Origin of the sequence: Sutterella sp. AM11-39 (assembly GCF_003472385.1) — a bacterium.
In the GTDB taxonomy this organism is placed as follows: domain Bacteria; phylum Pseudomonadota; class Gammaproteobacteria; order Burkholderiales; family Burkholderiaceae_F; genus Duodenibacillus; species Duodenibacillus intestinigallinarum.
On sequence record NZ_QRLV01000010.1, the window covers coordinates 1 to 22,301 of the forward strand.

General features: G+C 57.5%; 19 protein-coding genes. 5 read left to right on the forward strand and 14 right to left on the reverse strand.

Annotated elements, in window-relative coordinates:
• Positions 1-116 precede the first annotated feature (116 nt).
• The 3 genes from slmA (at position 117) to DW133_RS08110 (ending at position 3,704) form a co-directional block, all read left to right on the forward strand.
• On the forward strand, positions 117-740 hold the full coding sequence (gene slmA, locus DW133_RS08100; protein ID WP_158571163.1) for a nucleoid occlusion factor SlmA: 624 nt from the start codon (positions 117-119) through the stop codon (positions 738-740).
• A 539-nt stretch (positions 741-1,279) separates the two neighbouring features.
• Complete coding sequence (locus tag DW133_RS08105; RefSeq protein ID WP_158571164.1) at positions 1,280-2,995, forward strand: sensor histidine kinase; 1,716 nt, start codon at positions 1,280-1,282, stop codon at positions 2,993-2,995.
• Positions 2,996-3,014: 19 nt separating this feature from the next.
• Positions 3,015-3,704, forward strand: coding sequence for a response regulator transcription factor (locus tag DW133_RS08110; protein WP_118276157.1), 690 nt, complete (start codon positions 3,015-3,017; stop codon positions 3,702-3,704).
• Positions 3,705-3,785: 81 nt separating this feature from the next.
• On the opposite strand, the gene DW133_RS08115 is transcribed toward DW133_RS08110, so the two are convergent.
• The 3 genes from DW133_RS08115 to DW133_RS08125 all read right to left on the reverse strand — a co-directional run bounded on the left by DW133_RS08115 (position 3,786) and on the right by DW133_RS08125 (position 6,452).
• Complete coding sequence (locus tag DW133_RS08115; RefSeq protein ID WP_118276158.1) at positions 3,786-4,826, reverse strand: GMP reductase; 1,041 nt, start codon at positions 4,824-4,826, stop codon at positions 3,786-3,788.
• A gap of 118 nt (positions 4,827-4,944) precedes the next feature.
• Complete coding sequence (gene lysA / locus DW133_RS08120) at positions 4,945-6,231, reverse strand: diaminopimelate decarboxylase (RefSeq protein ID WP_118276159.1); 1,287 nt, start codon at positions 6,229-6,231, stop codon at positions 4,945-4,947.
• A gap of 41 nt (positions 6,232-6,272) precedes the next feature.
• Positions 6,273-6,452 carry a lipoprotein gene (locus DW133_RS08125; RefSeq protein WP_118276160.1) on the reverse strand — a complete coding sequence of 60 codons (180 nt, stop codon included), beginning with the start codon at positions 6,450-6,452 and terminating at the stop codon, positions 6,273-6,275.
• Positions 6,453-6,510: 58 nt separating this feature from the next.
• On the opposite strand from DW133_RS08125, the gene cyaY reads away from it, so the two are divergent.
• The gene (gene cyaY / locus DW133_RS08130) at positions 6,511-6,831 is read left to right on the forward strand and encodes an iron donor protein CyaY (protein ID WP_118276161.1); all 321 of its coding nucleotides are present in this window, start codon (positions 6,511-6,513) and stop codon (positions 6,829-6,831) included.
• Between the two features lie 56 nt (positions 6,832-6,887).
• Here the strand turns inward: cyaY and DW133_RS08135 are convergent, their stop codons facing one another.
• The 7 genes from DW133_RS08135 to DW133_RS08165 form a co-directional block, all read right to left on the reverse strand.
• Positions 6,888-9,248 carry a penicillin-binding protein 1A gene (locus tag DW133_RS08135; protein ID WP_233542155.1) on the reverse strand — a complete coding sequence of 787 codons (2,361 nt, stop codon included), beginning with the start codon at positions 9,246-9,248 and terminating at the stop codon, positions 6,888-6,890.
• A 211-nt stretch (positions 9,249-9,459) separates the two neighbouring features.
• Positions 9,460-10,182, reverse strand: a complete 723-nt coding sequence (locus DW133_RS08140) for an amino acid ABC transporter ATP-binding protein (RefSeq protein WP_118276213.1) — start codon at positions 10,180-10,182, stop codon at positions 9,460-9,462.
• 14 nt (positions 10,183-10,196) lie between these two features.
• Positions 10,197-10,946, reverse strand: coding sequence for an amino acid ABC transporter permease (locus tag DW133_RS08145; protein ID WP_118276214.1), 750 nt, complete (start codon positions 10,944-10,946; stop codon positions 10,197-10,199).
• A gap of 210 nt (positions 10,947-11,156) precedes the next feature.
• Complete coding sequence (locus DW133_RS08150; RefSeq protein ID WP_118276162.1) at positions 11,157-11,942, reverse strand: basic amino acid ABC transporter substrate-binding protein; 786 nt, start codon at positions 11,940-11,942, stop codon at positions 11,157-11,159.
• Between the two features lie 130 nt (positions 11,943-12,072).
• Positions 12,073-12,546 carry a YbhB/YbcL family Raf kinase inhibitor-like protein gene (locus DW133_RS08155; protein WP_118276163.1) on the reverse strand — a complete coding sequence of 158 codons (474 nt, stop codon included), beginning with the start codon at positions 12,544-12,546 and terminating at the stop codon, positions 12,073-12,075.
• 27 nt (positions 12,547-12,573) lie between these two features.
• Positions 12,574-13,491 (reverse strand): tRNA 2-thiocytidine(32) synthetase TtcA, encoded by a 918-nt coding sequence (ttcA, locus tag DW133_RS08160; RefSeq protein WP_118276164.1) that lies wholly within the window; start codon positions 13,489-13,491, stop codon positions 12,574-12,576.
• 11 nt (positions 13,492-13,502) lie between these two features.
• Entirely contained in the window at positions 13,503-13,892 is a 390-nt protein-coding gene (locus DW133_RS08165) for a dihydroneopterin aldolase (protein WP_118276165.1), read from the reverse strand.
• Positions 13,893-13,958: 66 nt separating this feature from the next.
• Between DW133_RS08165 and DW133_RS08170 the strand changes: the two genes are divergently transcribed.
• Positions 13,959-14,150 (forward strand): DUF2905 domain-containing protein, encoded by a 192-nt coding sequence (locus DW133_RS08170; RefSeq protein WP_118276166.1) that lies wholly within the window; start codon positions 13,959-13,961, stop codon positions 14,148-14,150.
• Here the strand turns inward: DW133_RS08170 and DW133_RS08175 are convergent.
• Genes DW133_RS08175 through DW133_RS08190 form a run of 4 tightly spaced genes read right to left on the reverse strand, consistent with a single transcriptional unit; the run spans position 14,147 to position 22,207 of the window.
• On the reverse strand, positions 14,147-14,542 hold the full coding sequence (locus DW133_RS08175; protein ID WP_118276167.1) for a VOC family protein: 396 nt from the start codon (positions 14,540-14,542) through the stop codon (positions 14,147-14,149). The two genes, DW133_RS08170 and DW133_RS08175, sit on opposite strands and share 4 nt — an antisense overlap.
• A gap of 11 nt (positions 14,543-14,553) precedes the next feature.
• The gene (locus tag DW133_RS08180) at positions 14,554-15,657 is read right to left on the reverse strand and encodes a hypothetical protein (RefSeq protein ID WP_118276168.1); all 1,104 of its coding nucleotides are present in this window, start codon (positions 15,655-15,657) and stop codon (positions 14,554-14,556) included.
• Positions 15,654-21,338, reverse strand: coding sequence for an excinuclease ABC subunit UvrA (gene uvrA, locus DW133_RS08185; protein ID WP_118276169.1), 5,685 nt, complete (start codon positions 21,336-21,338; stop codon positions 15,654-15,656). The genes DW133_RS08180 and uvrA overlap by 4 nt, the downstream gene beginning before the upstream one ends.
• 56 nt (positions 21,339-21,394) lie before the next feature.
• Entirely contained in the window at positions 21,395-22,207 is an 813-nt protein-coding gene (locus tag DW133_RS08190) for a symmetrical bis(5'-nucleosyl)-tetraphosphatase (RefSeq protein ID WP_118276170.1), read from the reverse strand.
• Positions 22,208-22,301 lie beyond the last annotated feature (94 nt).

Here is a 22,301-nt window from a genome sequence, read left to right on the forward strand (position 1 = left end):
GCTAAATCATTAAAGCGAACCCCCGTTGGAGTCTCTCCTTCGGGGGTTTCGTCTGTTTGTGCGGCATGAATTTTCAGACCCTGTCCAGACGGAGTCTTTTCTTGAGAGAAAACAACATGTCTGAGGAAACCAAACCGGCTCGCCGGCAATACCGTCGTACCACGGAACGCCGCCAGGAGATTCTGGTTGCAGTCGTGCAGCTGTTGTCGGATCCTGATAGCACCGGTGTCACGACGAAAGACATTGCCCGCTACCTTGGGTTGGCAGACGGCGCGCTTTATCGCCATTTTTCCGGCAAGGCCGAGATCCTTCAGGAACTGATCGGTTTTTGCGATGATTCTTTCGAGCGTATGTTCGATGAAATCAACGCCGAAGCGGAAGTGACGATGGTGACGCGTGCCATGGTGAAGGCTCGTGCTCTGCTGTTGTTTGCGGAAGCCAACTGCGGTCTGACTCGTCTTCTGACTGGTGAAGCGCTTTCTTCGGAGGGGCAGCAAGTGCGTGAAGCAATGCTGGCCTGTTTGGAAAAGGCCGAGAAGGCTCTTTGCTCGAGTCTGCAGCTTGCGGTGGTGCAGCGCGAGGTTCCCAACAGTGAGGATCCGGCCGTGCGCGCGCGCCTCATCATGAGCTACGTGCAGGGACGTTGGGCTCGGTTCGTGGCTTCGGGCTTTGAAGAAAAGCCTACGGCCGATTGGCCCCAGGCACAGGCGGTTTTGTTCGGCGGCCTGCTTGCTTCTTAATCTGCTGATAATTGTTGTTAACGGCTTTGTTACATATGAAATGGCGACGTTTTTGCTTAAATGAGCGACGGCGCTATAGCCAAAAATTCGATTAAGTCCTTGAATTTGTTTGGATTATTGCGTTTTAAAGCGAAGTTCAATAGGATTGGATTCTTAAGTTTGTCCTAAGACAGTGTGAAGAAAGGTCTATGGGCTTCATTCTTTGTTTACAAACGGTTGCTTCACACTAGATTTCTTTGCACATAGGACAAATATCCATATGTACTATTCAAGGCACACATCGATCTCCTTAGTTTGGTCATTGTAACTGTGATCAAATGCTTTGGGCCGGGATTAGAGACAAGATCCCGGCCCGTTTTTTTGTCCTCCGTCTGCGCACTGATTCTGCGGAAGTGGCAGAATCCGACAGTTGACAGAATTTTTTTGCCCGACTTCGGATGTTTTTGAGTTGGTTGAGCAATCTGCGCTGTAGCGCAATACTTTTCTTCGCGGCTTTTGTTCTTTTGTTTAACGCCGCCGGCGTTCATGCGGCGAGCGACGTGAGTCGCGCGCATGATCGTCCCCTGCGGCTGGCGATCGTCAATACCTACGGTCAGATTCTCTCGGACATGTATTACGGCGAATCGCTCAAAAAGATTCGCGAGGCGATTGCGCCGCGTCCGCTGGAGATTCGTATCTACGGGCCGGATACTTTTCTGGACGCCGCTCGCAGCAATCAGTTTGACATGTCCATCGCCTCCTACGGGCTAACGAGCATCATGCTGCGTCAAACCGGAGGCGCGCGTGTTTTGACCGCCGTCAACAATCGTTTCCCCAACCCCTATGCCGGCAACGGTGCGGCCATTATCGTTCGCTCGGATAGAAAGGACATCAATACCTTTGAAGACTTGCCGGGAAAATCGCTTGGGGTGATGAGCATCACTGCGTTTGCGGGCTGGCAGGTGCCGATGGCCGAACTCACATCGATGGGTATTGACGTCAAGAGAGCCTTTCGCGACATCAAGGTCGTGGGCGAGCCGATGACTCAGATTCTCGATCTGGTCTACAGGGGCGAGGCTGACGTAGGTTTTGTTGTCAACTGTCTGTTGGAGGACGTTCAGGCGCTTGGCAAGTACAAGGAAGAAGACTTCAAGGTGATCGGCGACCGAGGATTGCGCTCAGGCAGCAGCTGCAAGCATTCCACTCGACTTTATCCCAACTGGTCGTTTTCCATTAAGCCGCAGATGAGTCCGGACGAGTCCAAGGCTGTCGTGATGGCACTGCTGTCGATCCCCGCCTCAGAAGACATCTCCGTGCACTGGACATTGACTCCCGACGGCACGGGTGCCGATGCCGTTTTTCAGCAGCTGAACCTTCCTTATGCTGAAGCCTACGGTCTGCGTGATCTGCTGCTTGAATACTCCGGCGTGGCTTTTGGTGTTCTGGCCGTTGGTTTGGTGCTCGTCGTTAACATTGTGGTGCTCACGGTGGCGGTCCGTATCCGCACCAAACAAAAGGAAAAAGCGCTTGCCGAAAAAATGCAGTCGGATTTGGATGCGAGGCGGGCGGCTCTCAAACTTCGCACCATGGAAAAGTTAAGCGCCGTTGGTACACTCTCGAGCATGGCCGCCCACGAGCTCAAGCAACCTTTGACGGTTGTCAACAATTATGCGGGAAGTCTCCGGCGCCGATTGATGCGTAGTGATGTGCCGCGTGAGGTACTCATTGATGCGCTCACCGAAATTGAAGAGTCGGGACTGAAGGCCGCCGAAGTGATCGACCTGGTGCGCGGATACGCCACCAATAAGGAAAGAACCTTTGTGCGTACGGACCTTGCGATGAATGCGCGGCACGTTTTGGATCGCAACCGCAAGTACCAGCATATTATTCACCCGGACCTGCGCCTTGGCACCTATGTGCTTGCCGATACGATTGAGCTTGAACTGGTGCTCACGAATCTGCTGAAGAACGCGGTGGCTGCGGTGGCCGACGTGGAGTCGCCCAGAGTTGAATTCAAGGTCTGGCGTGACGAGGCCTTTGCTTATGCGCGCATTGCCGACAACGGCAAGCCGCTTACCGATGAGCAATTCTCTCAGATAGGACAGATCGGACGCACGACCAAGAAAAACGGTATGGGAATGGGGCTTGCGATTGTGAAAAGTTTGCTTGAAGCACATTCCGGCGCGCTTAGAATAGAGAGACTTGATCCGTGCGGGATTTGCTGCACGGTCCGTTTGCCGCTCGTACTGCCGCAGGACGCAGCGCAACAACAGTAGGATTGGAAAGGATACTTTTATGGTGGAAATGGGCTCGCTTCATGATGCATCGGACGCACAGCAGCCGCACGTGCCGATCGTGCGTGTGGTGGACGATGACGATAAAGTGCGTCGATCCTGGCAGTTTGTTCTGGAAGGGGAAGGCTGGCAGGTACAGGCTTATGAGAGCGCCGTACGGTTTCTGCAGGAGGACGATCCGTCGATCCCCGGTTGCATCGTTTGTGATGTGCGTATGCCTGAGATGAGCGGCATTGAATTGCAGACGGAAATGAAGCGAACCGGCAACACGATGCCGCTTGTACTCATCTCCGCTCATGCCGATCTGGTGATGGCGGTCAAAGCCGTCAAGGACGGCGCTTACGACTTTCTTTTAAAGCCCGTGGAAACTGAGCGCTTGATTCAAACGGTTTCCGAAGCCTTGGAGCTTGATCAGACCCGGCGAGAGGAAAGCGCCGAGGACGATCGCGTCCGCCGCAGCTGGGATCTGTTGAGCGCGCGCGAAAAAGAGGTGGCCCGGGGCGTGGCCGACGGCAAGCTCAACAAGCAGATTGCCTACGATCTGAACATTTCGGAAAAGACCGTGATCGCGCACCGCAGTTCGCTATGCCGCAAGTTAGGCATCCGCTCGGCGGCCGACATCACGCGAATGCTTCTGACCATTGAAAAGCTCGAAAAGGATCAAAGTAAGAAAGAGACGTCGGTTGGTTAAACCGCGTTTCCACGGCAAAACAAAACCGGGTCGTTCTACAAAACGGAACGCCCGGTTTTGTTATTCACGACAAGAAGCCGATTATGACTTGCCGAAAATTTCGTTTAACTGCTGTGTCACGCGGACGAAAGTCGTGCGCATCGTGAGTTCCTTGAGCTTGCGGGCGCCGACGTAGGTGCAGGCGCTGCGCACGCCGCCGAGGATGTCCTGACAGGTCTGATTCACGGGACCTCGGTCGTCGAGGTAGACGATCTTGCCTTCGGCTGCGCGGTAGTGAGCCACGCCGCCCGAATACTTGTCCATGGCGGCCTTGGAGCTCATGCCGTAGAAAGCGCGCATCTTCTTGCCGTCCTTTTCGATAACTTCGCCGCCGGATTCGTTGTGGCCGGCAAACATGCCGCCGAGCATGACGAAGTCGGCGCCACCGCCGAAGGCTTTGGCGATGTCGCCGGGTTGCGTGCAGCCGCCGTCCGAGCATATGCGGCCGCCGAGACCGTGAGCGGCATCGGCGCATTCAATTACGGCCGACAACTGCGGGTACCCCACGCCGGTCATCTTACGGGTGGTGCAGACCGAACCCGGACCGATGCCGACCTTGACGATGTCGGCGCCGGCGAGAATCAGCTCCTCGGTCATGTCACCGGTGACGACGTTGCCTGCCATGATCACGACATCGGGGAAGTTGTCGCGCATCTTTTTGACGAAGCTCACGAAGGCTTCGGTGTAGCCGTTGGCCACGTCAATGCAGACGTAGCGCACAGCGCCCGGGGCAGCCTTCATGACGGCGCAGAACTGTTCGTACTCGGCATCGCCGATGCCGAGCGAATAAAACGCGTCGGATTTGTTTTCAAGACCGGTGAAGAAGTCAATGTATTCTTGGGCGCTGTAGTGCTTGTGCAGGGCGGTCATCATGCCGTGACGGCCGAGTGCGCGGGCCATTTCAAACGTACCGGTGGTATCCATGTTGGCGGCGATCACGGGAATGGCGTGAAAGCGTTCCGGGGACCAGCGAAACTTGATTTCACGGGTGATGTCCACCTGGCTGCGGCTGGTGAGAGTCGAGCGCTTCGGACGGATCAGCACATCCTTAAAGTCAAGTTTGATTTGATTGTCTAAATGCATTGCGGATTACTCCTCGGAAGAGTCCAAACACGAAAAACGCCGGGTTTCAAGTCCGAAACCCAGCGTTGATTGAGTTTAGCCGTTAATCGGTGCAATTGCACGAAAAGCCGTTGGTTTTTTACATAAAAGCTTCGTTCGGCACCGTGTTTTCCAGCGCGGTGAGCTCCTCAATTGTCTCACGGCGGCGGATGAGCCAAGCGCGAGAACCGCTTACAAGTACCTCGGCAGCACGTCCGCGCGAGTTATAGTTGGACGCCATCGACATGCCGTAGGCACCCGCACCCGTCATGGCCAGCACGTCGCCGGGCTGCGCGGCAAGCTCAATTGACCGGGCAAGGAAGTCGCCCGTTTCGCACACCGGGCCCACCACATCCCATTGCTGGCTTTGTTCGCGCTCGGTACAGTTGACGAGTGGCATTTGCGCCTGATAAAGCGTCGGGCGCACCATGTCGTTCATGGCTGCGTCTACGATCATGAAGTTTTTGGCCTGTGTGGGCTTAAGGTATTCCACGGTGGTGAGCAGAACGCCGGCGCGGGCTACAAGCGAACGTCCGGGCTCGAAATAGATCGGAAGGTCAGCAAAGCCGCGCTCAGAAGCTTTCTGTGAGACGGCCTTGACCAGCGTTTCGGCCGAGGGCGGCGTTTCGTCGGTGTAGCGCACGCCCAGACCGCCCCCGAAGTCGAGGTGATCGAGCGTGATGCCGTGCTGAGCGAGTTGTTCGACAATGTCGAAAATCTTGTCGGCGGCGTGCACGAATGGTTCAAGTTCCGTGATTTGGCTGCCGATGTGCATATCGATGCCCGAAATTTGAACGCCGGGAAGCGAGGCGGCATGTCGGTAAAGCGCCACGGTCTGATCGTAAGCAACGCCGAACTTGTTGTTCTTGAGCCCTGTGGAAATGTACGGATGTGTCTTGGCGTCGACATCCGGATTGACGCGCACGGAAATCGGCGCCAGCAGCTTTTCTTGCAGCGCCACTTCGTTGATGCGGTCGAGTTCCGGAATGCTTTCGACGTTAAAACAGCCAATGCCTGCGCGCAGGGCGGTACGGATGTCTTCTCGACTCTTGCCGACGCCTGAGTAGACGATGTCTTCGCCCTTGGCTCCGACCATGAGTGCTCGCTTGAGTTCTCCGGGACTCACGATGTCAAAGCCAATGCCCGCATCGCGGAAAAATTTCAAAAGAGCCAGATTGCTGTTGGCCTTCATGGCATAGAAGACGCGGTGCTTGGTGCCGGAAATGCCGCGCAGCCAGCTCTCAAGCGCCGTTTTGAGCGCTTCACGGGAATAGACGTAAAGCGGTGTGCCGAATTGGTCGGCAAGCTTTCTGAGGTTGAGATCTTCGCAGAATAGTTCGCCGTCGCGGCGGGAAAAGCCGGGCAGCGCGGTGAAGTCTTCAGACATAAACGTATTTTCCGAGGAGTTTTTTTGTTATGGTTCTGCTTTTAGTCTTCCCAGCGATCCTGCAGGAGACTGTCGGAGGGCACGCCGCTCGGCTGCTGTTGCTGCGTTTGCGACGGAGCTTGCTGGCGCTGCCCGTTTTCATCGGTCATGTAAAGCGGCCCCTTGAGGCCACATGCGGACAAAAGGGCAATGCTTAGAATGGCTAAAACGGTGCGCACCATGGCTTGCGTGCCTCCTTGAAATGAAAAAAGCGAAAATTTTTTGGCGCAGGAAGCAATTATGACTGAAACGGAATTCCTTGAGGCAAGCGAAGCTCTGATGCAGCAAGTGGAAAACGCCGTTGATGCGGCCGAACTCGACGTCGAGTGCGATCGCACGGGCAATGTGCTCACCATCGAAGCCGATTCGGGCGAGCAGATCGTGATCAATCGTCATACGCCGACGCAGCAGATGTGGCTTGCTACGCGCAAAGGAGGCCTTCATTTTGAAAATTCGGACGGCAAGTGGCGCAACACTCGCGACGGGACGACGTTTGAGAGCGCGCTTCAGGCTGCTTTGAATTTCGTTTGCGAGGAAGACGTTTCGTTTTCTCTTGATTGATAGGACAAAAACCGCGCCGAAAAACATTTCCGACGCGGTTTGCCCGGGGCCGACGATCAGAAGATCTGATCGCGGACCAGTTCCTTTTGCAGGTTTTCCTGCTTGATGCGGCCGTCGAGCGGCACATCGCGAACGGCCTTGTCCACACTGTCGGCGTAATAGTAGGTGCCGTTCAAAAGCACGACGCTCGAGGGCTGACGGCGACGGTAAGGCGGCTCATCCTTGATGGCCGTCTTCATATAGTCGATCCAGATCGGAAGCACCAGGCCGCCGCCCGTTTCGGTGCTGCCCAGAGGACGCATCTGATCGTACCCGACCCAACCCACGGCCATGGTGTGCGAGGCGTAGCCCGCAAACCACGCGTCGTGCGCGTTGTTCGAGGTACCGGTTTTGCCGCCCATGTCGGGGCGCTTGAGCTCGCGGTAGGCGCGGCGTGCGGTGCCGCCCGGGCCGCTTACGACGCCGTTCAAAAGCGTGTGCATCACAAAGGCGTTGCGCTCGTCGATTGCACGGATGGCTTCGTTGCCCGCCTTAGGATTGTTGACGCGCATGAGCACCTTGCCGTCGACGTCCGTGACTTTGTTGATGAGGTAGGGCTTGACGCGATAGCCGCCGTTGGCAAACACCGAGAAGGCGGCAGCCATTTCCCAGGGCGTGGTTGAACCTGCGCCTAACGCGGTGGTGAGCTGAGCGGGCGTACGCGACGGATCAAAACCGAACTTCGAGACATACTCCTGCGCGTAGCGGGCGCCGATGGCCTGCATCACGCGGATTGAGACGAGGTTCTTCGACTTGCGCAACGCCATCGCAAGCGACATCGGACCGTCGAACTTGTTGTCGTAGTTACGTGGTTCCCACAGTTCGCCGCCCGTCAGACGCGGATCGATGAAGATCGGCGCATCGTTGATGATGGTGCCGGGGTTAAAGCCCTTGTCGAGCGCAGCCGAATAAATGAAGGGCTTAAAAGAAGAACCGGGCTGGCGAAGCGCCTGCGTGACATGGTTGAACATGTTGAGGTAGAAGTCAAAGCCTCCCACCAGACTCTTGACGGCGCCCGTGTCGAAGTCCACGCTGATGAAACCGGCCTGCACTTCGGGAATCTGGGACAGGGTCCAGCCTTTTTTCACGCGAGAGACGCGGATAATGCTACCGACTTGCAGGCGCTTTTCCTTGGCCACCTTGTTGGTGAGGTATTTGCCCGCAAACTTGCGGCTGTCGGCATCCAGATCCAACGTCTTGAGTTCCTTGCCGTCGAGCACCACGACCTTAAAGGTCTTGTCCGTGAGCTCCGTGACAACGGCCGGTTCCAGATTGTCCGAGGACTTGGCCTTGTGCAGCGCCAGACGAATCGAGTCGTCGCGGGTTTGTTCGTCGCTGATGTCGATGCGGCCGCTCGGACCACGGTAACGGTACTTGCGGTCGTAGGCGATCAGGTGCTTGCGCACGGATTCCCAGGCGGCTAGCTGATCCTTGTCACGGATGGTCGTATAGACGTTGAGGCCACGCGTGTAGGTTTCTTCACGGAAGATGTCGTAGACCAACATACGAGCCATTTCAGCGGCGTACTCGGCGTGAATCGTCTTTTCGTTTTCAGGTGTTTCCTTGGTGAGGTCAACCGAGCGCTTTACGGGCATCAGCGGAGCGTTTACTTCGGCTTCGTACGTGATGTCATCAATGTACTGCAACTGGTGCATGCGGCTCAGCACATAGTTTTTGCGCATCGTCGCGCGCTTGGGATTGACGATGGGGTTGTAAGCCGACGGCGCCACGGGAAGACCTGCGATCGTAGCGGCTTCGCCGATGGTGAGCTCGTTGAGTTTCTTGCCGAAGTAGACCTGCGCGGCCGCGGCAAAGCCGTAGGCACGCTGACCGAGATAGATCTGGTTGAGATAGACCTCGAGAATTTGGTCCTTGGTGAGATGGCGCTCGATCTTGTAGGCCATGGCCACTTCATAGAGCTTGCGCGTGTACGTGCGCTCGGAACTCAGAAAGAAGTTACGGGCCACCTGCATGGTGATGGTCGAGCCGCCCTGACCTCGGCGTCCCGTGAGAATGTTGGAGAGCGCAGCGCGGGCAATGCCCATGAATTCGATGCCGGAGTGCTCGTAAAAACCGTTGTCTTCGGCCGCGAGAACGGCATTGCGAACAAAGCCCGGAATTTCATCGAGGCGCACGAAGTCGCGGCGCTCCTCGCCGTATTCGCCGATCAGGGTGCCGTCGGCGCTCCAGACGCGCAGCGGAACCTTGGGCTTATATTCCGTCAGAGAATCAATGGGCGGCAGCTGGGAGTACACCACGGAAAAGACGATCATGAAGAGGCTTGCGCCGCTTACGGCCGCGGCAAGGCCGAGGCCGGTCAGGCGACCGAGCCACTTGAGCCAGCCGCGGGATTTGGTTTTGGATTTCTGCGTGGTCACGGAACGGGGGCGACGGCGTCGCGTCGGACGTCTCGCTTTCTTGAAAAACACGTGTAAAAACTGGACTGATTATAGGGACGGCGGCTTTTCGGGAAACCGCACCGAAACATTTTGAAAACAAGCCTGGAGCTTTGTTTTCACCTTCTTTTTTAGACACACAAAGCCGTCGGACGTCGGCCGACGGCTTTGCGTTTGCACCCTGCAACAGGCGTCAGAGCACGCGCTTGAGGAAGGCGCGGGTGCGTTCTTCCTTCGGATTGACGAGCACTTCGCTTGGGTGCCCCTGTTCAACGATCACACCGCCGTCCATGAAGACGACGTGGTCGGCCACTTCGCGGGCAAAGCCGATTTCGTGTGTCACTACAACCATCGTCATGCCTTCGTCAGCAAGGCTCTTCATCACGGCGAGCACTTCGCCAACGAGTTCGGGGTCAAGCGCCGAGGTGGGTTCGTCAAATAAGATGGCTTTGGGATCCATCGCCAACGCTCGGGCGATGCCCACACGCTGTTGCTGACCGCCCGACAGACGCACGGGATAGTCGTCGGCCTTGGCTGCGAGTCCCACACGCGTGAGCGTTTCGATGGCCTTCTTGCGAGCCGCTTCCTTGTCCTTGCCGCTCACAACCATCTGGCCGAGCATGACGTTTTCGAGCACCGTCTTGTGCGGCCACAGGTTAAAGCGCTGAAACACCATGCCGAGATGTTCGCGCAGCTTGTTGATGTTGGTGCGGCGGCTCGTGACTTCGATGCCGTCGACCGTGATCGTGCCCTTGTCGGGGTCTTCCAGTGCGTTGATGCAGCGCAGCATCGTGGATTTGCCCGAACCCGACGGGCCCAGAATCACCACTTTTTCGCCGCGGTGCACATCAAGGTCGATGCCCTTGAGAACCTCCAGATCGCCGAAATGCTTGTGCAACCCGCGGATGCTGATCATGACGTCTTTGTTGCTCATTTGTCGTCTCCCTTGCCCAGGCGCTTTTCAAGCATGTGGATGAGCCAGGCCAAGCCGAGCGTTGCCACCCAGTACATCAAGGAAATAGTGAGATAGGGCTCCCAGTAGCGCGCCGAGGCGCCCGCGACGGTGCGTGCGGCGTAGGCGAGTTCGGTAAGGCCGATGGCCGACACCAGAGAGGAGTCCTTCAAAATGGCGATGGCGTTGTTGCCCAAGGCCGGCAGCATGCGGCGGAAAGCCTGCGGCAGGATGATGTGACGCATGCACTGCCAGTAGGTCATGCCCACGGAGCGGGCCGCTTCGCTCTGGCCCTTGTCGAGCGACTGAATACCGGCGCGGAATACTTCGCTCATGTAGGCGCCGGCATTGAGCGTGATCGCAAAGAAGCCGGCGAGGAACGCACCGTAGTTGCTGCGAATTTCGCGTGCGAGGCTGCCCGAGATAATCAGACCGTCGACCGGATGAATGAACACCGGCAGCACGGCAAAGTACATCAGAAAGATCTGAACGAACAGCGGAGTGCCGCGGAAAAAACTCACCCAGATGGTGACCGGCCAGCGAACGCCGTAATAAAGAATGGATTTCCAGGGGTCGTGACGGGCTTCGGCCATGCGGGCCATGCCGAGCAGCATGCCGAGGAAAACGCCGCAGATGACGCAACCGATGGTGAGCTTGAGCGTCATGCCGATACCTTCCGCAAACAGCGGCCAGTATTCGGCTAGAACATCAAAACGAAATCCGCTCATCGTGATTTCCTTGTTGTGGGGGAATGGAAGAGACGGCACAACACTGTAAAAAAGTATTGCGCTTAAAAAATCGGCGGATATTTTACCCGATGCGGGTTATGCCTTTTTGACCGGTTCGAGCTTCTGGGCGTTATTCCTGATGCAAAACGGGCGCTTTCTTTTCAAAAAGCGCCCGTCGGGATTCGTATGGGATCGGATCAGGCCGATTTATTACGGAATCGGAAGCTTCGGCGGCTGAGTCTTGTCGCCGAACCACTTGGCGTAGATCTTGGCGTATTCACCGTTGGCGATGATCTTCTTTAGACCTTCGTTGACCTTGTCGCGCAGCTCTGTGTTGCCCTTGCGGAAGGCGATGCCGAAGTACTGGTCTTCAAAGGACGGATCGCGGGCCATGTTGAACTGTTTTTCGGGGTTCTGCAAGGCGTAGTACGCAAACACGCCGATGTCGCCCACGGCAGCGTCCACGCCGCCTGCGGAGAGCTCTTCGAGCACGAGCGGGGTGTTGTCAAAGCGCTTGATGTTGCTGCTTGCCTTGCCGAAAACCTTGCTGCAGGCGATGTCGCCGGCCGAGTTGGCCACAACAGCCACATTCTTGCCCTTGAGGTCGGCCACGGACTTCACCGTCAGATTCTTCTGGGTGAGGATAAGCTGGTGAGCGGCGAAGTAGGGATAGGAGAAGTCAACGGCTTCCTTGCGCTGCGGCGTGATGGTGATGCCGCTGATGATCATGTCGCGGTCGCCGTTGCGAACGGATTCAAAAATCACGCCAAAAAGCGTGTTGATGAATTCCACCTTGAAGCCCTGTTCCTTGGCGATGGCCTTGACAAGGTCAATGTCAAAGCCAACGAGTTCCTTGTTCGGAGCCTGGAATTCAAAGGGACGATAGGTTGCGCCCGTGCCGACGGTGTAGGTCACGGGATCGGCGGCCGAGACCGGGCCGCAGGTAAGGACGGTTGCCGCACAGGCTGCGGCAGCAAAAATATGCTTCAGTGACATCGGGTTTGACTCCGAGGGGTGAGTAACCTATGGAATATGTGTGAGACAAGCCCGACGCACGCAAACGCGCCGCGCTTCCGCTCAACACACAATTTTGGCGCAGAAATTCGCAAAAGAAAAACGAAACCGGTTAGCGATTACTCGATAGCAGATAGGTGCCCATGGTGACGGCGCTTTCAATGACGTGTCCTTGCATGGCGGCTTCGGCTTGCGCACGCGTGAAGTTCTCCGGCAAGTCAAGCACCGTATCCAAAGCGTAAAGCTTGAAGAAATAACGGTGTCGTCCGATGGGCGGCCGCGGACCGGACCAGCCGCGTACGCCGCTGTCGTTGACGGCGACAAGGCAACCTTGCGGATAGTCGCGGATGCCTTCGGCAAAGCCTGCGGTCTCGGTCGGGATGTTCACGACAAGCCAATGCAGCCAGATGCGTTTGGGTGCCGCCGGATCCGGGGCGTCGGGATCGTCGGAAAGGAGGACCAGCGAGCGGGCATTGGCCGGAACTCCCGAAAAGACGAGTTCGGGTGAGAGGTTTTCGCCTTCCTGTGTGTAGCGCATTGGAATTTCAGCTTCATGCGCGAAAGCGGGCGTCGTGATCTTTAGCATGAGTTCCTCCCAAAGGATATACCGCTCTCAGTCTTCCACTTCTTCTGGCGCACCGCAGTCGGCAATGCGGCAGAAGTGCGTGAAGTCATAAAGCGTCTTGTCGGCGAGCTGCGAAGCGGCTACGCGTGTGGTGCTCATGAAGAGATTGTAGATGCGGCTGTCGAATTCCTTGTCCCACTGCGCCATCAAGGCCTTGATCTCTTTTCGCTTTAAGTTTTCACCCACGCCGCACAAATCCTTGGGAAAGAGGGGGTAGCCGCAGATCTCGGCCCAGCGGCTCATTTCGTATTCGCGCAGATAGATGAGCGGGCGAATCACGGTGTTGTGACCATCGTCGCTTTTGAGCACCGGGGGCATCGCCTTGATTCGGCCGCCGTAGAACATATTAAGAAGCAACGTGGAGACAACGTCGTCCATCTGATGGCCCAGCGCAATCTTGGTGCAGCCGAGTTCTTTTGCGACGCGATAGAGGATGCCGCGGCGCAGGCGGGCGCACAGCGAACAGACGTTTTTGCCCGACGGGATGAGCTTTTGCGTGATCGAGTAGGTGTCCTGATTTTCGATGTGATAAGCCACGCCCTTTTCCTTGAGCCAGGCTTCGAGCAGGTGCGTGGGACTGCCCGGAATATGTTGGTTGACGTGCACAGCGATGATGTCAAAGTGCACCGGAGCACGAGCCTTGAGTTTCAAAAGCGCATCAAGCAGCACGTAGCTGTCCTTTCCGCCGCTCATGGCAACGGCGATTTTGTCGCCGTCTTTGATCATGCCGTAGTCGGTGCAGGCCATTGCGCACAGGCGCACGATGCGTTTTTCGAGTTTTCGCATCGAAACGGAGGCTTCGATGTGCTTGCCGGGTGCGATTTCGATGAATTTGGCTTTTTCGGCGCGGCTTTTGGTCATGCGTACCGGACGCACGGGAATGTCGGAGGCGTTGTGTTCGGTCATGATCGTTGATTTCAGATTCGGCTGCGGAAGGTTTCGACGGCAACGGCCTTGGCACCGACGCAAGCGTGCAGTTTGGCGGTCTTGACGCGTGCGGCGGCAACGCGTTTGTCGGCGAGGATGCGATCGAGAAGTCGGTCGCCGAAGGTTTCCTGCAAACGGATGTGTCCTTCGGAAACCGTTTCTGTCACGATTTGCGACAAGACGGAGTAGCTGTAGACCTCGTCAAGATTGTCGCCCGTGGCCGTGCTGTATTCAAACGGTACCCAGGCTTCAATGGTGACGAGCACGGGCTGTGTGCGGCCGTGTTCTTCGGCGTGCGCGCCGATTTCCATGTCGACCTGCAAATCCTCAAGAACGATGCGGCGGCAGGTCAGAGTCAATGTTTCAAATAAGGAGGACATTCGGATGATTTCGCAAAGGAGTCGGCGCAGACGGGAAGAAGCCGCGGGAGGCTTTACAATGCGCCAATGCGCTGGATTTTAGTTATTTTGGTTTGCATCATGGTCTTGATGACCTGTGTGCCTTGGCTTTCGCGGTTCGGTCTCGGCCGATTGCCCGGAGATATCAATTTCCGGGTGTTCGGTCGCCGCATCAGCATTCCGCTTGCCAGTACGCTGCTGATCTTTCTTCTGTTCTTCCTGATCGGGAAGTTTCTCTAGAAAATCGGACGTTTGCGATTGGCAATTTCAATGAGGTTGCCGTCGGGGTCGCGCACATAAATCGACAAAAGATTCCCCGTGGCACCGGTGCGTTCTACCGGTCCCAATTCCACCGCAATGCCGTGAGCCTTGAAGTGACCGGCCAAGGCCGCCACCGGAACGGTGCTCAAAAAACATAGATCGGCGCTGCCGGGCGTCGGATAAAGTGCGTGCGGCGCAACTTCATTTCCCTTGATGTGCAGATTGATTTTTTGGTCACCAAAGCGAATGGCCTTGCGGTTGTCGCCGAAGGTAACTTCTTCACAGCCCAGAACGCCGCAGTAAAAGTCGATCGTTTTTTGAACATCGGCTACCGTCAGAACCAAATGGTCGAGTGAAGCAAGAAAGGGCATCGAAAAATTCCTCAGAGGCTATGGCAAAGCGCAGACTTTACCGCAGCTAGGCGGGCTTGCCGCACGGCCTGCGCCACATTTTTACCTTGTGCTTGACGCGCAGCGGCTCCCGCATCTGTTTCAATAAATGCTCGAGCGGCCAAACGAAGGTCTGCAAAGTCGATCTGCGGGTCAAACGCTGCGCAAGTTGCCAGAAAAGACTCGAATCGAGACGGACGGCGCAAGACATCGGCAGCTTCCAGAAAAGTGACGTAATCGCCGGCTTCATGCAGAGTGAAAAGCGTATGGTGCAACCGGCAAAAGATCTCGCACAGCGAAATCGTGTCGGCATCAACGCGAAGCGCCTGCAAACGCTGTCGCAGTTTGACCGGGTCGTCGAATTCGGCAAAAAGAAGCGCCGTGCGTTGAGCGGTATCGAGCTTGCGTTGAGCGGCGCGCAGCAGTGCTTCACGAACACGGCCGGTGACGGAGATGTCGGCAAAAATTCGATTCCAGACACCGCACTCTTCCAACACCTCGATCATGCGCACCGGATTGACTTCGGCAAGTCCTCTGCGCAACTCCTGCCAGGTGCGTTCGGGCACCAGGGCGTCAACTTCTCCGCAATCCACCATTTGCCGGCAAAGCGCAAGCGTTTCGGGGGCAACAGCAAAGTCGGGAAACCGTGCGGCAAAGCGGGCCAGACGCAGGATGCGCACGGGGTCTTCGCAAAATGCTTCCGAGACGTGTCTTAACACGCGGGATTTGATGTCGGCCTGACCGCCCCACGGATCAATGATGTTGCCCTTGTTGTCTTCGGCCATGGCGTTGATCGTAAGATCGCGTCGACGCAGGTCTTCTTCGAGCGTCACGTCCGGCGCCGTGTAAAACGTAAAACCGTGATAGCCCTTGGCGGTTTTGCGTTCGGTGCGCGCCAGAGCATATTCCTCGTGCGTACTCGGATGTAAAAAGACGGGGAAATCGGCGCCCACCGGTATGAAACCTCGCGCGAGCATCGCTTCGGGGGTGGCGCCTGTCACCACCCAGTCGATGTCGCCCGTAGGGGCGTCGAGGCCTTGTTCCCGCAAGAGGCGGTCGCGAACGCATCCGCCGACCTTAAAGACGTGCAAGCTCATGATGCATCCTTTGCCGTTTTGGCTTTACGATCGGTACGCGCTTTGTGTTCGGCAAGAAACGCTTTGAGAGCAATGCCCGTCGGGGTTTTCTTCCGGGCAATGGCAGCGGGTTCTCCCTCGCCGGTTACCTTGCCGCCTTCGGGGCCGCCTTCCGGACCGAGATCGATCACCCAGTCGGCTTCCGCAATGACGTCAAGATTGTGCTCAATCACCACCACGGTGTTTCCGGCTTCAACGAGCTTATGCAGCACATTGATGAGCTTTTCGACGTCGGCCATGTGAAGGCCCACGGTGGGCTCGTCAAGGATGTAGAACGTGTGCGCGGTTCGGCGCGTACGCATCTGGCTGTAGGCCTTGGAAAGCTCTGTGACAAGCTTGATGCGTTGGGCCTCGCCCCCGGAGAGCGTTGACGAAGGCTGACCGAGGCGAAGGTAGCCGAGTCCCACGGCGCGCAGCAGTTCAAGGGGCTTGGCGATCTTGGGACGATTGGCAAAAAGTTCGAGCGCGTCGTCAACGCTCAGATTCAATACTTCGCCGATGCTCTTTCCCATCCATTTGACAGCGAGCGTTTCTTCGTCAAAACGCATGCCGCCGCACGCCTCGCACGGCATCTTGACGTTGGGCAGAAAGCTCATTTCGACGCTCACCTGCCCCTGGCCTTCGCAGATCGGACAGCGGCCTTCGGGCGTGTTGAAGGAAAAACGGGTCGGCTGGTAGCCTCGCGCTTGTGCTTCAGGCGTCTGTGCGTAAAGATCTCGGATGTGGTTGAAGAACGACACGTAGGTTGCAGGACACGATCGCGGCGTCTTTCCGATCGGGGTTTGATCGACCTCCAGCACACGTCCCAAAGGAGCGTCTTCGTCCCATTTGATCGCGTCGCACCCGCGAAGCTTGGATGAAGAGGATTCCAGTCGCGCCTGCAACGACGTACGCAACACATCGCGCACGAGCGTCGATTTGCCCGATCCCGAGACACCTGTGACGGCCACCAGACGGCCGAGCGGGAACTCGACCGTGATGTTTTTGAGGTTGTGAAGCGAGGCGTTGCGCACTGTCAGACGCGGCGTAGCGTCGTCGACCGGATGCTTTGCTTTGCCTGTGTGCGCGAGCGGCTCACGCAGCATACGACCCGTGACGCTCTTTTCGTTGGCGCAGACATCTTCGAGTGAGCCTTCGACAATGAGTTCGCCGCCGCGGCTGCCCGCACCCGGACCGATGTCGACCACGTGATCGGCGCGTCGGATGAGTTCCTCGTCATGTTCGACAACAATGACCGTGTTGCCCTTGTTTTTGAGTTCCGTGAGCATGTCCACAAGACGCGCGTTGTCTCGGGCGTGCAGGCCGATCGTGGGTTCGTCAAGCACATAGCAAACGCCTTGGAGCGTGCTGCCGATCTGAGCGGCCAGACGAATGCGCTGCGCTTCTCCGCCCGACAATGAGGGCGCATCGCGATCTAGACTCAGGTAGCCCAAACCCACCTTCTGCAGGAATTCCAGACGAGAAATGATTTCCTTGACGGCGTCACCGCCGATGGCTTTGTCTCGCCCCTTGAGCTTGATTGCGCGCATTGTTTCGAGCGCTTCGTCGACTGACATTGCCGTGGTGTCGCCGATCGAGCGGCCGTCGAACTTCACGGCAAGCGCAACGGGATTCAAGCGCATGCCGTGACAGGCCGGACAAACGGCCGCCGAGAGCGCTTCTTCATCATCGGCAAGAGCCTGATCCTCCTCGGCGTTGATGCCGACGCGGCCCGTGCCGGTGCATTGCGGACACCAGCCCATCTTGTTGTTGTAGGAAAACAGACGCGGATCGGGCTCCGGAAAACTGACGGCGCACACCGGGCAGGCTCGCTTGGTGGACAAGATTTCCACGGTGCCTTCTTCGGATTCAGACAGATCGCCGGAATTTGGGAGCGCCTTGCGGCCGCTTGCCACGCACACCAGCCCGTGACCGTGGAAGAGCGCTTCAGTGAGCGCCTGATGAATCTTTTCCTCGGTTTGCGGCTCAACCTTAAACGTGCCGGTCGGCACTTCAAGGGTGTGCTCTTTGTAGCGCGACAGCAGCGGGAAGGGTGCAGTGGGTTCCCATTTGCCGTCAACGCGGATTTGATGGGCGTTGAGCTTTGAGTGCGCCCACTGTGCGACTTCCTGGTAGGTGCCTTTTCGAGCTACGACGACAGGTGCCATCAACGTGACGCGCTGACCGCGGTAGGTCTTCATGACGTGCGCGAGGATTTGCTCCTGCGTCTGTTCGCGTACAAGCGAACCGCACTTCGGGCAATACTGCGTGCCGAGTTTGACGTAAAGCAAGCGCAGGAAATGCTGGATTTCGGTGATCGTTGCCACCGTTGACTTGCGGCCTCCTCGGCTTGTGCGCTGTTCGATTGCCACCGTGGGAGCAATGCCCGTGATGCTTTCGACATCGGCCTTGGGCGGCGGCTGCGTGATGGAGCGCGCGTAGGCGTTGAGGCTTTCGAGATAACGCCGCTGACCTTCGGAGAAGACGATGCCGAAGGCAAGCGTTGATTTGCCCGAGCCCGAGACGCCGGTCACGGCGGTCAGACGCCGCTTCGGAATCACGACGTCAATGTTCTTGAGGTTGTGTTCACGTGCTCCGAAAATTCCCAGGTCGCCTTGACGCGCGCCGCGCCAGATGCTTTGCAGCGATCGCCCCGGGCTTGTGCGGCCGCGGGTGTGCGGCTGAGCGAAAAGTCCTGTCATCGGCACGCTTTCTTCGCCGATCATTTTGTCGTAGGCGGCCAGCGCCTGTCCCGTGTAGCTTCGGGAGTTGCAGCGAAGATCTTCGGGGGTGGCGGTCGCCACGATTTGTCCGCCCTCGTCGCCGCCTTCGGGACCGAGGTCGATCACCCAGTCGGCGGCGGAAATCACGTCGAGGTTATGTTCGATCACCAGCACGGTCTGACCGTTGAGCACCAGACGACGGAAGACTATCAGAAGCTTGCGGATGTCATCGAAGTGAAGCCCCGTGGTGGGTTCGTCAAATATGTAGAGATGCCGTTTGGAGGCGTAGCCCGATTCAGTTTCAGCGAGAATCTGCGCAAGCTTCAGGCGCTGCGCTTCGCCGCCCGAGAGGGTGGAAAGCGGCTGACCGAGTTTGACGTAATCGAGACCGACATCAATGAGACTTTGAAGCGCGCGTTCGATTGAACGTTCGCCGAGGAAATAGTCGAAGGCTTGTTGCACGGTCATCTCGAGTACATCGGCGATGCTGACTTCGCCGCGGCCGAGATAGTTAAGCTTCACTTCCAGCGTTTCAGCGCGGTAGCGGGTGCCGTTGCAGTCCGGGCAACGTAAGAGGACGTCGCTTAAAAACTGCATTTCAACGCGCTCGAAACCTGCACCCTGACAGGTGGGGCAGCGGCCTGTTCCCGAGTTAAAGCTGAAGGTGCCCGCGGTATATCCTCGCTCGTGAGCCTGTTGCGTGTTGGCAAAAAGGTAGCGGATGTCGGTAAAGACGCCGCAATAGGAGGCCGGATTTCCGCGGCTCGTTTTACCGATTTCGGATTGGCTCACGTAGACGGCTTCGCCTACCGGACAGGTGCTTTCAACGGACGCGAAAACGTCCGGCGGATTGTCTTTGTTGTTCTTGTTCAGGAATTCGACCGCAGCGAGAATGACGTCGTTGGCAAGCGTTGATTTGCCGGATCCCGAAACGCCGGTGAGCGCCGTGAAAGCGCCGATCGGCAGATTGACGGTAATGTTTTTGAGGTTGTGTGCGTGCGCTCCCGTCACGGTCAGAAAGCCAGAAAACGCTTCTGGCCGTTTTTTGGGTTCTTCGGGCATGGTCGAGCGTTTGCCTCTGAGGTAGAGCCCGGTGAGCGAGTCAGAAGCTCGAACCGCATCGGGCGTGCCGTCGGAGACGATCGCACCGCCGTTGGTGCCGGCGCCCGGTCCCATGTCGATGATGCGGTCGGCGGCAGTCATCACTTGCGGATCGTGCTCGACCACCACCAGCGTGTTGCCGCCCTCCTTGAGTCCGGTCATGATGCTGTTGACTCGGTCCATGTCGCGCGGATGCAGACCTACGGACGGTTCGTCCAGCACAAAGAGTGTGTCGGTGAGGTTGGTGCCGAGCGCCGTTGTGAGGTTGACGCGCTGCACTTCGCCGCCCGAAAGCGTGCGGCTTTGGCGTCCCAATGTCAGGTAGCCCACGCCGACGTCAATGAGGTATGTGAGCCGCGTGCGAATTTCTTCGGCCACCAATCGCGCCGCTTCGTCGCGGGTCTCTTGCAGCAGCGCGTCGAAAAAGCGCTTGATGTCTTCGATCGGCAAGTTCATCAGATCGGGCATAGCAAGCCCGGGCAGCGACTCGAAATTTTCGAGAGCCGCTTTACCCAAACCGCGCGGGCGGAAGCGCTTGTAGAGTCCTTTCTTTGGCAACACAGCGGCGTCGGACGCCTCGCGCGACCCCAGACGCCACAACAGACTTTCACCGATGAGGCGTGCGCCTCGGCAGTCAGGGCACAACGCGTAGCCGCGGTAGTTGGCAAGCTGCACGCGCACGTGCATCTTGTAGCTTTTCGATTCGAGCATATCGAAATAAGCTTTGATGCCGTACCAATGTGTGCGCCAGTTTTTGCCGTTGTATTCCTTGTCGCCGTGGATGACCCAGTTCTTTTGCTCGGCCGTGAGTTTCTGCCAGGGGACGTCAAGCGGCACGCCGCGCTTGGGTGCCCATTTTTCAAGGTCCCGCTGGCATTCCGATCCAGTGGCGGTACGCCAGGGCTTGATGGCGCCTTGTGCAAGCGTGAGCGTTTCGTCGGGAATCACCAGCGAGTAGTCGATGCCGATCACGCGGCCGAAGCCGCGGCAGGTGGGACATGCGCCGACGGCCGAATTAAAGGAAAAGCGAGACGGGGTGGGGGCGGCGTAACGCTGCAAACACACCGGGCAGGTGAGGTCGGTCACCCAACGGCGCTTGGTAAGGGTGCCGTCTTCGGCCTGTGCGTAGACGCACAGAACGCGCTCTTTTCCGAGCTGGAGCGACTTTTCAACGGCTTCGACCGCGCGCGATTGCGTCAGGCGTGAGGCGCGCACGCGATCGGCCGCTACCCACAGTCGCTTGCTTTTGTTTTCAATTGATTCCTCTTCGAGGATATGCGTGAAGCCTTGTGCGGAAAGGCCGCCCAGCACCACGTCCCGTTCGAGATTTTTGGGAACCAGAACCGCAAAGCAGATGCTCAGACGTGCCTGAGGTTTCGTTTGGGCCCACGCCACGATTTCTTCGGCAATGTCGCCTGCGCTGCGCGCCTTGACCGGTTCTCCGCACTGACCGCAGAACAGAGCAGCGCTTCGCGCGAAGATGAGCTTGAGGCAGTCGTTGATTTCCGTCATCGTGCCCACGGTCGAGCGCGACGTTTTGACGCTGTTGGACTGATTGATGGCGATGGACGGAGGTACGCCGTCGATTTTGTCGACCTGAGGACGATCGCAGCGCTCCAGAAATTGCCGGGCGTAAGCGCTGAACGTTTCGACGTAGCGGCGCTGCCCTTCGGCGTAGAGCGTGTCGTAGGCAAGCGAGCTTTTGCCAGACCCCGACGGGCCGGTGATGACGGTCATCGTACCCGGTTCAATATCCAGGTCCAGGTTGCGAAGGTTGTTCTGACGGGCTCCGCGGATTCGGATGGGACTAATGTCTGTTCTGTCGGCGGCGTTACGCATGGCAAATCAATTCAGGTTCTCGAAAAAGACAGAAAGTTGGGCAGGAAAAATCGTATTTAGCACGGGGAGGCCCACTGCGGGCAGCAAACCTGCCAAAGGCGCCGATCGGGCAGTCGTACGCAGGTCAGTTGCCCGCCCCACAGGCAACCCGTATCGATGGCGATAGTGTCCTTGCGCATCACAAGACCGAGTGTCGACCAATGACCGAAACACACGGTTTTCTCGAACCGGCGCGGGTAATCGAACCAAGGCAAGAGGTCGGGCGTGTCTTTCGGGTTCATCTTGGCTTTGAATTCAAGTGAACCATCGGTTCTGACGTAGCGCATACGGGTAAAGGCGTTGAGGATGGCGCGCATGCGGCCGGCCCCCTTTTTTTCCGTATCGGTGTCGTCGCCGTACATGCCCTGCAGGTAGGACTTCCAGTCCTTGCTTTGCAGGGTGTCGGAGACTTCCGCGGCATAGGTGCGCGCTTCTTCGAGCGTCCAGGCGGGTGAAATGCCGGCATGAACGAACACCGTGTCGGGCGTTTCGAAAAGAAGCGGACGGTGACGCAGCCACTTGAGCAGTTCCTTGCAGTCCGGCGCCTCAAGAATCTCTCCGATGGTGTCGCTGCGATGCAGCTTGCCTGCACCGGCGGCAACGGCTAATAAATGCAGATCGTGATTGCCGAGCAGTACGGCCCGGCATCGTCCGGCTTCGTCGAGCGCCTTGACGCGGCGCAGGGTTTCGAGCGAGGCGGGGCCTCGGTTGACGATGTCTCCCACGAACACGAAGGAAGCATTCGGATCCAACATATCGATAAGTTCTTCGAAGCTCTCCAGACAGCCCTGAAGGTCTCCGACGGCGTAAATTGGCTCGGACACAGACATGATCACAGCATTGGTTAGAATTTCGACTCAGATTCTAACTGCGGCATTTGTCCGACAGTGTGCCGTCCCGATTGCATTTTTGCGGAAACGGCCG